The 12,763-nt window shown below is 45.2% G+C and carries 5 protein-coding genes and 1 tRNA gene; 1 reads left to right on the top strand and 5 read right to left on the bottom strand.

Annotated elements, in window-relative coordinates:
• Positions 1 to 77: 77 nt before the first annotated feature.
• Positions 78 to 1,343, bottom strand: a complete 1,266-nt coding sequence (locus QUB39_RS21075; protein WP_445243126.1) for an FAD/NAD(P)-binding protein — start codon at positions 1,341 to 1,343, stop codon at positions 78 to 80.
• 367 nt (positions 1,344 to 1,710) lie between these two features.
• On the bottom strand, positions 1,711 to 1,839 hold the full coding sequence (locus QUB39_RS21070; protein WP_333055130.1) for a hypothetical protein: 129 nt from the start codon (positions 1,837 to 1,839) through the stop codon (positions 1,711 to 1,713).
• A 428-nt stretch (positions 1,840 to 2,267) separates the two neighbouring features.
• Here QUB39_RS21070 and QUB39_RS21065 point away from each other — a divergent pair, with 428 nt between their 5' ends.
• Positions 2,268 to 7,736, top strand: coding sequence for an AAA family ATPase (locus QUB39_RS21065; protein ID WP_333210667.1), 5,469 nt, complete (start codon positions 2,268 to 2,270; stop codon positions 7,734 to 7,736).
• A gap of 355 nt (positions 7,737 to 8,091) precedes the next feature.
• On the opposite strand, the gene QUB39_RS21060 is transcribed toward QUB39_RS21065, so the two are convergent.
• The 3 genes from QUB39_RS21060 to QUB39_RS21050 form a co-directional block, all read right to left on the bottom strand.
• Positions 8,092 to 9,525: a transposase gene (locus QUB39_RS21060; RefSeq protein WP_333055127.1), complete on the bottom strand. Its 1,434-nt coding sequence runs from the start codon at positions 9,523 to 9,525 to the stop codon at positions 8,092 to 8,094.
• 456 nt (positions 9,526 to 9,981) lie between these two features.
• A tRNA-Ser gene (locus tag QUB39_RS21055) sits at positions 9,982 to 10,068 on the bottom strand.
• Between the two features lie 60 nt (positions 10,069 to 10,128).
• Entirely contained in the window at positions 10,129 to 12,759 is a 2,631-nt protein-coding gene (locus tag QUB39_RS21050; RefSeq protein ID WP_333055126.1) for a ComEC/Rec2 family competence protein, read from the bottom strand.
• Positions 12,760 to 12,763: the final 4 nt, after the last annotated feature.

Below are 12,763 nucleotides of genomic sequence, written 5' to 3'. Positions count from 1 at the left end.
GTCGAGGGAAATATGTAATTTAAATGTACCACAACTTAACTAATAACTGATGACTACTCACTGAGAACTAATGACTGCTAACTAATTATTGCGGGCGAGAGTGCAATGCTGGATTTGACGATCGCCGGTACAATGCGATCGCACGCCATTCTCGCCCCAGAAAGGTTTCTGGCGACTGGCCCCACTTGCAGCGCCGCTAAACCACCAGTCAAAAATAATTCGCATCCGGGCCAACGCAGGTGTTTGTCTAAGACTGGCAAACCTTTAACTATTTCAATGGGATGCGTTTCTAGCATTTCTTTGAACATTGGTTCGGCTGCAATGTCTAGTTTGGTGCCGGTTGCTAGCCAAATTCGATCGACAAATAACGTCTCCCCACCGCTGCAATCAACAGTCCATCTGTTATTTTCCCACCGAACGCCAACAACTTCGCACTGTTCGTGAAATGTCAGTTGTTCGCTGTGGGAGAGCCTCCGCAACTGTGTCATAATTTCCGGTGTCATCGAGCCACCGTTGCGGGCTTGTTGAATGGTTTCCCAACGCGAATGGCAATCTGGTTCGGCGGCGAATCCTTTGAGGTATTTTGGCCCCAACCAACCGGGTTCGGCATCAAATAGTTTTTCTTGGAAATAGCGCCTAGTCATTAACAGGACTTTGGCTCCTCTGGCAATTGCTCCTACTGCTAAATGTCCGCTGGTTAGTCCGCCGCCGACAATTAATATTTGTTCTCCGTGCAATTGCAAATTTCGCAAATCTACTTGATGGGAGTGGCGAATTCTTTCGGGGGGATGCTGTGTTTGAATTTGATTTGCCCACGCTGGTAAATGCGGTTTTCCACTGCCGGCGGCGACGATTACTCGGCGGGCGATCGCACTTTTTCCGTCTTCAAACCACAGGTGGAAACGGCCGGATTTCGGCTGAATGCGGGTTACTTTTGCTTTGATAACTTGATCGCCCAATTGCCACCGTTTAATTGTGTCGCCGCAAAATTCCTCAAATAACCGACTTCCGGGCAAATCGTAGGGGGGAAACAATTCCGAGGAGCGATTTTCGGCAAACCTCCGCAATTCGTAAGGGTTGGGATCGGGGTGGTGCACTGCGGGCGATCGTAAATGCCCAATTTCTAAAGCTGCAAATTGCCTCCGCCACTGAGTCAGCCATTCGCCGCTCGGATCGAATGCTAAAAATTTATCCCGGAGGCTCTTGCGTTTTTTTAATATGTGTGCAGTAAGAGTCAGGGCGTGGGGCCCAGCGCCGATTAAAGCTAAATCAATTTGGGGCGGCGTGGCTTCTGAGTTCGCTTGCATGAGAATTGCTGATTTGCGAATGATAACAATTCTCATTATTATAGGTCGATCGAGCCTCAAGTTTACGTCTTTCGAGAACCAGCAGGATTTCTGTTCCGCAAAAAGAGACAGGATGATACGCAAAAGCTCAGAAACCCTCTTGATGAGAGGTTTCTGCCCCGACAGGGACGCACTGCGACGCTCAGAAACCGGGTTTTTTAGCTCACCGAAATGAAAACCGCGATCGGAAAGCGTCGGCATCGTCCGTTGGCGTAGCGATATAAGGGTCGCGAATTAAATAACTTACAATTTTAATTGTTATTGTGGGATGGGCGTCCCGCCCGTCCACTCATGACGGGCTATAAGAGCCCATCCCACTTTCAAGAGTGGAAGTTATTTAATTCTCATTCCTAAGTAAAACAACTTAGCCGACTGCCGATGTCATTTTCCGCTTCTGAACTTTGGCATTTAATACCTGATTTACTTCTGAGAGTTGGGCAGCTTGTTGTGGCATCTGGGCAAATAATTCAGCTTGCTCACGGGCGACTCCCAAGTGCTCCGCAATCTGACGCAGAAACTCGATTTCCTCTGCTTCCGGCTTTAAACCCTGAGCCGCCCGAATTGTAATGATGACATTAAATTATGATGTAAACTAGACATTAGATTTTCTAGGCGATCGCCTTCAAGCATCGGTTTCAAAAACACTCTTAAGTACCTGATTAGCGTCTTAAGTTCCTCTTCCATGAACTGCGGTTGTTCCATAAGCCTTAGCTAAGTCATTTTCTACTTAGTCTCAACTCAAGTATCAACAGCTCTTACATAAAATATTAAGTCGAGTTTTTAAAATCCCTCTTTCATAATTGGAATTTCCAAAATATGTTAAGAAAAATGTAATTAATGAATAGCAAGGCAGATAGAGGGAAAATAGTAGAAAGTAACTCTAAGAAGCTTCCGACTTGAAAGAAGTAGGAATACGTAGAAATGGCTAGCATAAAAAATCTTGTTCTAGGATATCACATTAACGAGCAAATATACGCAGGCAATCGAACTCTAGTTTATCGCGGTTGTCGGTCTTCAGATCGGCTGCCCGTAGCGATCAAGCTGCTGCGAAATGACTTTCCCCGCTTCAACGAACTGGTTCACTTCCGCAACCAGTACGTCATTGCTAAAAACTTAGATATCCCTGGCAGTGTCAAGGCATACAGCCTAGAGACTTACCACAACCACTATGCTCTGGTGATGGAAGACTTTGGCGGAATTTCCTTATGTAGCTACCTGGCTAATCTAGCATCTGAGAGCAACGAACCCCTAGAAGGCTTGCCCGTGAGCGAGTTTCTGCCTATTGCGATTCAAATTGCCAACTCCCTCGACGGACTTTATCGCCACCACGTCATCCATAAAGACCTCAAACCTGCCAACATTCTCATTAACCCCACCAGCAAACAAGTCAAGCTGATTGACTTCAGCATCGCTTCCCTACTACCGCGCGAAACCCAAGAAATTCAAAATCCCAACGTGCTTGAGGGCACTTTACCTTACATTTCTCCCGAACAAACTGGGCGGATGAACCGAGGCATTGATTACCGCACAGATTTTTACTCGCTGGGAGTCACATTCTACGAATTATTAACAGGAAAGTTACCATTCCAAACAGACGATCCAATGGATTTGGTACACTGCCACCTCGCCAAACAGCCCCTCCCAGCCTCAAGTTTAAACCAGAGCGTTCCATTGGTGCTGTCGGAGATTGTCAGCAAACTGATGGCGAAGAATGCTGAAGCTCGCTATCAAAGCGCCCTAGGACTCAAGTTTGATTTGGAAATTTGTTTATTCCAGTGGAAAGAGACAGGGAGGTTAACTAACTTTAAAATAGGGGAGCGAGATTTGTGCGATCGCTTCATCATCCCAGAAAAATTATACGGTAGAGAAACCGAAGTATTCTCCCTGCTATCGGCCTTCGAGCGCGTGAGTGGCGGCAGCACCGAAATGATGCTCGTTGCCGGTTTCTCCGGCATTGGTAAAACCGCTGTTGTCAACGAAGTTCACAAACCAATTGTGAGACAGCGTGGCTACTTCATCAAAGGCAAATTCGACCAATTTGCGCGCAGCCAGCCCTTCTCAGCTTTTGTACAAGCTTTTCGCGATTTAATGGGACAATTGCTCTCGGAAAGCGATGCTAAAGTTGAGGAGTGGAAGACTCAAATCCTGGCAGCATTGGGCGAAAATGCTCAGGTAATCGTTGAGGTAATTCCCGAACTAGAGCGGATTATTGGCTCGCCACCCCCGGCACCAGAACTCGTCGCCAGTGCTGCCCAAAATCGCTTCAATCGGTTATTCGAGAACTTCATCTCTATCTTCGCCACTAAAGAACATCCCCTCGTTATTTTCTTAGACGACTTGCAATGGGTAGACTCAGCCTCATTGAAGTTGATTCAACTCCTGACGAGCGATCGCGATCGGCGCTATCTCTTTTTAATTGGAGCGTATCGAGATAACGAAGTTTTTCCCGCACACCCTTTGATGGTGACATTAGCCGACATTCAAACAACCGGAGCTACGGTAAACACCATTACTCTAGATCCGCTTGAGCGCTTCCATTTGAATTGTCTGATTGCCGATACATTAGCTTGTTCTACAGCGTTGGCTCAGCCTTTGACAGAACTCGTTTATCAGAAAACCAAAGGCAATCCATTTTTTAGCACACAATTCCTCAAATCTTTGCATGAAGATGGGATAATTGAATTTAATTTTGCAGCTCGGTATTGGCAGTGCGATATTGCTAGAGTCCGAACCTTGGCTCTAACGGATGATGTACTAGAATTCATGGCACTTCAGTTGCGAAAGCTGCCAGCCCGGACACAGGAAGTTTTAAAGTTAGCTGCTTGTATTGGCAATCAGTTCGATTTGGCTACATTAGCAATTGTTGATGAGAATTCACCAACAGAAACAGCAACAGCTTTGTGGAAAGCATTGCAAGAAGGGTTGATTTTACCAGTTAGCGATGTTTATAAATTTTATCAAGAATGTGGTAACAGTTTATCAAAATCAATCACTGGAGAAGAATCTGAGCAATTACCAGTTAACAATGACCAATTAGTTAAATACAAATTTTTCCACGATCGCGTCCAACAAGCAGCCTATTCCCTCATTCCTGAAGACCAAAAGCGCTCTACTCACTTAAAAATCGGTCAACTGCTGTTAAAGAATACGCCCGAAGCCGATCGAGAAGAAAAAATGTTTGATATTGTCAACCACTTGAATATGGGAGTAAATCTAATTACCCACGAGCTAGATAGGGAGCAATTAGCACGGTTAAATCTGGTTGCCGGAAAGAAAGCTAAAGCTGCTACTGCCTATTCTGCTGCGGTTGAATATTTAAATATTGGCACAGAATTACTGGCAGTAAATAGTTGGGAGAATCAATACGAACTAACATTAGCGCTGCATACCGAAGCAGCAGAAGCGGCATATCTAAGCGGTGACTTTGACCGGATGGAGACATTAGCATCACTCGTGGAAAGCTGCGCCAAAACGCTACTGGACAAAGTGAAGGTATATGAAGTACAGATAGAAGCTTATATGGCGCAAAATAAGCTACAGGAAGCTCTGAATACAGGGTTGCCAGTCTTACAGCAGTTGGGGGTAGAGTTTCCCTCCGAGCCAAATTTCTCTGATATTGGACAGGCACTAGGAGAAACCGCGTCAATTTTGAGCGGAAAGGGAACTGAGGACTTAATCGATCTCCCTCTAATGACAGATCCTCAACAAATAGCAACTATAACCATTCTGTCAAGCCTATTTACTCCTGCCTACATAGCGCTGCCGCCACTCGCGCCTTTGGTAGTTTGCAAACAAGTCAATTTATCTGTCCAATATGGCAATGCTTCTTTGTCACCCTATGCTTTTGCCATATATAGTTATCTTCTCTGTGGCATGGGAGATATTGAGCGGGGCTATGAGTTCGGTCAAATGGCTTTACGTCTCTTGTCAAAGTTGGATGCCAAAGAAATCCAAGCCAAGACATCCGCAATGGTACATTCTAGTATTCAACCTTGGAAAGAACACTTCAGAAAGAGCTTAGAACCTTTGCTGTCAGATTATTTTTGTGGGCTGGAAACCGGAGAGTTAGAATTTGCTGGCTATGCTATCTTTCAATACAGTTATTACTCGTATTTTATTGGCAAGCAACTAACGCAACTCGAACGAGAGATAGCAAGCTACGCAGATGCCGTCACTAAAATTCATCAGGAAGCAGCACTTTCTTATCAGAAAATTTGTTGGCAAGCCGTTTTGAACTTGATAGGAAGAGCGCAAGACCCATGCCATTTAAAGGGAGAAGCCTACGACGAAGAGACAATGTTGCAACTGTATGAGCGAACCAATAACTACCTGGGGATTCATTACTTATACTTGCACAAACTTGTGCTTTGTTATCTGTTTGAAAATTACCCGGAAGCCTTAAAAAATATCGCTCAAATAGAAAGTTATTTGAGCGCAGCTTCAGGGCAGATAACTGTTGTCCTCTTCTATTTCTACGATTCTCTAGTGCGGCTGGCAGTGTATGCCGATACTCCACAGTCCGAACAACAGGAACTTCTTGACAGAGTACAAGCTAATCAAGAAAAAATCCAGAAATGGGCGCATCATGCCCCCGTGAATCATCTGCATAAATTCTATCTAGTAGAGGCAGAGCGGCATCGGGTTTTAAACCAAAAAATAGAAGCGCTTGAGATGTACGACAAGGCGATCGCCCTCGCCAAAGAAAACGAATACCTCAACGAGGAAGCTCTAGCTCACGAACTCGCTGCTAAATTCTATTTAGAATGGGGTAAAGAAAAACTGGCAAAACCTTATTTAATTGATGCTTACTATGCTTACGCTCGTTGGGGAGCAAAAGTAAAGATTGACCATTTAGAACAGCGTTATCCCCAATTGCTGGCTGTGATCCTGCAACAGGAGCGAACTCGCCAGAATCCGACCGAAACAACTCACACATCCAGCAGTGAATCATCCGTATCTAACACGAATAGAACAATTATCGGTAGCACTAGCAGTTGGGGCTTAGTAGATTTGCCGACAGTAATCAAAGCTTCTCAAGCTCTATCGAGCGAAATTAAACTCGATCAATTGCTCACTACCCTCATGCAAGTGGTGGTAAAGAATGCCGGAGCACAAACCGGAGCATTAATTTTGAATGAAGAGGGAAACTGGAGGATAAACGTCCACTGCACAAACCGCCAAGAGTGCCTTCTGCAATCAATGCCGGTTGAGGAGAGTGAAGTAATTCCTCTCACCCTGATCAACTACGTCAAACGTACAAAAGAAACCCTGATTTTTGATGATGCTAGCAATCAACCAAGATTTGCATCTGACCCCTACATAATCCACCACCAACCTCAAAGCCTGCTGTGCACTCCGATCAGCGAGCGAGGGAAAATGATGGGGATTTTGTATTTGGAAAATAATTTAGCAACCGGGGTATTCACGGGCGATCGCGTCGCCATCCTCAACATCCTGTGCTCCCAAGCAGCAATTTCCTTACAAAACGCCAGACTGTATCAACAATCCCAGGAATATGCCCAAAAACTAGAACAATCTATCCACGATCTCAAACAGATGCAGTTGCAATTGGTGCAGGGTGAAAAAATGTCTGCTTTGGGAAATTTAGTCGCAGGGGTAGCCCACGAAATTAACAATCCCGTAGGCTTTATCGCGGGAAATTTGCAACCGGCTATAGAATATGTGGGGGATTTATTCAATTTGATTGATTTGTATCAAGAAAAATTTCCTAATCCGGGAGGAGAAATTGAAGCAGAAATTGAAGATATGGACTTGGAGTATTTGCGAGAAGATTTGCCCAAATTGATTGGTTCAATGAAAGAGGGAGTCGATCGCATCCGCAATATCAGTACAAGTTTGAGAACGTTTTCCAGGGCAGATAGCGATCGACCAGTTGCTTTCAATATTCACGATGGACTTGAAAGCACTCTGCTAATTCTCAAGCACCGTTTAAAAGCCAGCGAGTTCCGCCCTGCCATTGAAATTGTGAAAGAGTATGGTAACTTGCCCCTAGTGAAATGCTTTCCTGGACAGTTAAACCAGGTATTTATGAATGTGCTGGCTAATGCCATTGACGCTCTGGAGGAGTCAAATAAGGGGCGCTGTTTTAGTGAAATTAAAGCCCTACCTAATCAAATCACGGTTCAAACTGCTCTGAGCGAAGACAACAATCAGGTTGTGATTCGGATTAAGGATAATGGAGTGGGGATGTCGCCCGAAGTCAAGGAAAACATCTTTAACCACTTATTTACAACCAAGCCTGTGGGTCAAGGAACCGGATTAGGATTGTCGATCGCCCACCAAATTGTTGTGGAAAAACATGGAGGTACATTAGTGGTGAATTCTTCTTTAGACCAGGGTTCGGAGTTTGTGATTTCTATTCCGGTGTGAGCCTTTTGTAGTAAGGCTTGAGGGCAATTAGCAGACCCTCGAAATGACAAGCCACGTTGTTAGAATAAACAGGAAACTGGGCACGGGGAACGAGCAACAGGCTAGGGGTTGTCGTGCTAGAAACTGGCGACTACGGACTTGGAAAACAAAGAATCGAGGCTAATTTTCCCATCATCAGCCCGCACCTTATTCGTGATTGAGACAGCGGTTTCCAACCGCCCGCTTTACCAACACTCTCCCCTTTTTTTGTGCCCGTTTTGAGTCAAGAGTTCCCTTGAGATTTTAAGCCTCTACCTTGCCGAAATGAAAGCAGCTATCATGCTACTCAGATTGTGGAGGTGAACTAACCTGACGGTCAACTGGGTACAGTTAGACCGCAGGCTTCTTTTTCCTTTTTTTCAAAGGCTTTTTTGAGTGACGGAGTTCCCCCGCCACTTTCATAACTCAGACCAATCTTTCTGACGAGTTTAGCTGAATTTTCGTCTCGATCTAAAGATTCCCCACACTGGCAAGAATGCCACCGTTCCGATAATTCTTTCGGGACTTTATTGAGGCAGTTCCAACAGTGCTGGGAAGTTCCCTTTGGATCAACAAATAAAACACTTTTACCTAGTTTCCAGGCGACATATTTCAGAACGTTGGCGAATTGCCCGTGAGCAGCATCAAGCATGGATTTATTCAAACCACTCTTAGCTGACTGACCGTTAGGCAAATAAACCAAATTACCATTCTCAATATCGGTCTTGGGCTTGGCACGTCTAGTCAGATTTTTGACACTCAAGTCTTCAACAACTAAAACATCACATTTACCGAATAACTCATGTGCAGTTTTGAACTGAAAATCTAATCGGGATCTAGCCACGAACTGATGGAGTTGGGAAACCTTGTCCTTGATTATTTTCCAAGGTTGAGAACCCTTGACTCTATTAGCTAACTTCGCTTGAAGCCTTGCTAATTTCTGAGCCGATTTCCTCAAAAATCTAGGATTCTCAACTCTTTCACCATTGGAAAGGTAAGCGTAATTAGTAATTCCCAAGTCGATACCCACAGTATTTTCATCAGTCGGTTGAATTTCTGCAACCGTTACGGGAACCGTCTTATCTTCTAGCGTCAAGGAAATATACCACCCATCCGCTTCTGAGATAACACTACCCGTCTTAACTTTGAACCCTGTTGGTATTGGGCGGTGAAAAACCATAGGTACTTGACCTATTTTGGCAAGGCTAATACAAATCCTATTTTGCTCATCCTTGACAATATTTAGGTTGTCTAATTGAGGATAAGTGAAGGATTTGTAGTAGGGTCGCCCCTTGAATTTAGGCTTGCCTCTACGATGGCCATTTTTGTCGGGCGTAGTAAAGTTTGAAAAGGAAGTTTCTACTCTGTTGACGACATCTTGCAAAACCTGAGAATCCAACACTTTATAATTAGGAAACAGCTTTTTAGTGTTTTTTATGTCAGCAAGTTGTATCGTCTGCCACTGTACATATCCGCCTTCAATGTTCGAGAAAACGTCACCTTTCCTGGTCAAAGGATTGCCTGATTCATCCTTCTTTCTGCCATCTCTAGTTTGCACTCTCGTCAAAGGAATATTTCGATAAATCTCCTCAACAGGGACTATCGAAACAATCAATGGGCAAGCGTTTATGGGCGTTCTCGTGGCTGACCACCACCTAAATCTTTCGCTGAGTCGGTAGTTGTACTGCCGGCGACAAAGTTCTAAGTGAGCCACAATCGTCGTTAGTTGGGCAATGGTTGGTTTGAGGCGGTATTTGTAAGTTAGTTGCATTTCTAAACTTCCTATTTTCGACCTTTGCATAGTATAGTTTATGTACGTCTAAAATGCAACACCAAATTACTATTTTAGCACTGGGAAGAACATCGAAAATCAAGATGCTCCCGAAGATTGATTCATAGTAGGCAAGTCTAATTGTCGGCTTCCGTTCCTCCATCCGACGAGCCTTTCATCACGCGGGCGTAATTCATTCGGGGTACTTCGCTTAGCGCTCAGATTCATCCCCTCTGAATATACGCCCGGGACTTCCCGGCTGGTAGTTAAAATAGATTTCGAGGCAATTTTAGAAATACTTTTGTCTTGACCGATCGCCCTGATGCGGTGTGGAGTGAAAGCAAAAAGTGGTATACAAGAGTGGTTTATATACCACTTTTGTATACCACTGCCGATAAATTGCACAGATGGCTAAAAAAGCGGATAGCCTCAAAGCCTTGTGGAGTAAGGGATGTACGGAGAGGGTGGGATTTGAACCCACGTTAGAGTTACCCCTAAAGTAGATTTCGAGTCTACCGCATTCAACCGCTCTGCCACCTCTCCAATTGATTTGAGATGTGAGCTAAAAGTATTTTACCGCACAGTGTGCCAGATTGTAAATCTTTATAAAAAAGAAGTTTGATTTTCTTCAGATTCCAAAGTGGTCTTAAATCCCCCTGCTGGAGTCCACTGGAGGGCTCCGTCGCGCCCTGTCCAGAAAATCTGGGTTTTGCTTTGGCGCAGTTGGGCTGCGGTTTCTGGGTCGATTTCGTCAGCAGAGGCGATCGCCACTTGTGGCCCAACTGCGCTTAACAACTCAGCCGTCAGGGCTTTTCCTGACCACCACAGCACTTGAGCCGGCTTCAAGGTTCCCGTTGCTGCCAATTTTTTTTGCGCTTCCGGTGTCATTTCACCGACGAGCAACCAAGTTCGATTTCCCACCAGGAATTCTACCACCGGAATCTCCGCATTCACCAACTGCAACCGCGTCGCACCCATATCAACTGTACTGTTAGTTTCTAAAGGAAAGTAAACGCCTTGGCGAGATTGCACAGCCGTCATAAATTCCTGATTGTTGCTACGGTAAATTTGTTTGGGAGCGTTATTATCATAAAAGGTTTTTATTGGCAAGCGTGCTAGTAATTTTCCCCAACCACTGCTCAATCCTAAATGACCGTGAGTGGCGATCGCAAAATTCACAGAATTAACTCCTTGCTGCTGCAAAAAAGGCAACACTGTAAACCTTACGGTATTTTCATCACCGCTATTAATTAGCGCCACTTTTCCCCTATCTTGAATTACTAAAACAGGTTCGCCAGATGTCGCCAGCAAAGTAACTTGAAATAAAGATGATTGAACGTGCCAAGCTGGCAAAACTATGATACTTATTCCCGCTACCAGCGCCAGCGGTAAAATCCAAGCAGATGAAAAACTCGGCAGCGCAATAACTCTGCTTTTCCCCTTCTTCCCTTTCCCCTTTTCCTGATTTTTTCCTCGGACTGCTTCCGGCTTCCGTCTTTTTTCTTCCTTCCTCCTTCTATCCGTTACATCCGTTACAGAATCCGTTGCCGAACTTCCTTCTTCCTTCTTCTTTCTTCCCCCGATCCAAACCCAGCAAATTAAACTGTAAAGCGCGATTAGCTGAAACACCGATACTTGACCGACAGCTACCGAATTACCGGGTAATTGCGAGAAATATTGGGCGATCGCAATTAACCCCTTTGCCGGATAGTCCAGCAGTTGTGCTAAAACACTGCCAGCGGGCGGAAAAATCAATCCAGCTAAAGCGCTAACCATCCCCCCAATACTCAAAATCCACAGCAAAGGAGCCGCAATAATATTAACTAAAATGCTGTAAGGTGATACCACGCTAAAAACGTAAAGTAGCAGCGGCAGCACCCAAACTGAAGCGGCGATCGGAACCACAACAATCGAAGCGATCGCAGGAGGCATCCAGTCCAATTTTGCCATCAGTGGTGGCGTTGTCACGATTAACCCCAAAGTTGCCAAAAAACTTAGTTGAAAACCTAAATCCCAAATCCACAAAGGGTTAACCAGCAGTAAAATAGTAGCAGCGATTAACAGCAATCCCAGCGGCTTAACTTGGCGGCTGAGCACCAAAGCAAATAGTGTTCCAAATCCCATCAAAGCAGCGCGGCATACTGATGGTTCAAAGCCAGTTAATGCCACTAGCAAAAATAAAGCACCGACGCCAAAACTAAATTGCAATTGTTTGGAAAAACGCCTGGTTAAAGCTAGAACTAAAGCCAAAACCATCGAAACTTGAGTGCCGGAAGCTGCGATCGCGTGGGCTAATCCAGCCTGCACAAAATAGTCGCGGATGTTGTAAGGTAAATCTACTGCTTGTTTGCCGAGGGCGATCGCACTGATTAGCGGGCCTTCGGGAACATTTAACTGCGATAGTTGCGATCGCACGATCCGCTGCCGCATCGCTTGAATTTTCGATGGCTGCATCCCGCTTGGTTCCAAGAAAGCAGCCGTTTGGCTGTTAACTCGATTTACATCCGCGATCGCCTTTTCTCTCTTCCAGTCAATTTGACGCCCTTTGAGCCCTACAAAAGCTCCTTCTCTGGCTAAATATGCTTGAAAATTAAAAGCCCCCGGATTCGACGGCGGCTGCGGTTTGTACAAGGAACCCACAACTGCGATCGTATTGTCGGCGTACAAACCCGTTGCTTGCAGCAGGGGCACTGTAACGTAGAGTTTGCCGGATACTGGGCGGTTTACGACTGCTCCTCCCTCGCCGCCGTTGATTTCGCTAACTAAATCTGTTTCTAGCCAAAATTGCGATCGACCCGATCGAGTCAATCGAGGCGTACTGACAACTCTACCGCGAACTGTCACTGCCACTTCTTGAGTGTTTCCAACCGCCGGAATCAGTTTGCTGATGTCATCTATTGCCGGTTGGGGCGATCGAACTGCAAAATAAACGCTAGCTAGAAATGCCAGCAAACCAGCAACCGCCCACACCCATTTCGCTCTCGGCAGCATCTCCAACAAACTCAACTCTTCCCTCGCATCTAAGGGTGCTTCAAGAGCATTTTCTTTTTGTCTGCTGCGTCTTTTCTTAGTAACTTTGACAGAATTTTTAGTATATTTTCGCAACAATTTCGGCAGGGCGATCGCTACCGTTATTCCCAAAGCAAGTATCCCGTATCTACCCCAAGAAACCGCTGTAGAAATCAATCCCAAAATGTAGGCAAGACAGAAAATGACACCCGTTGCTTGATTCATTAAT

Origin of the sequence: Microcoleus sp. AT8-B5 (assembly GCF_036705565.1) — a bacterium.
GTDB lineage: Bacteria > Cyanobacteriota > Cyanobacteriia > Cyanobacteriales > Microcoleaceae > Microcoleus.
The sequence above is the reverse complement of the archived record's forward strand: the minus strand, read 5'-3'. Positions and strand labels throughout refer to the sequence as shown.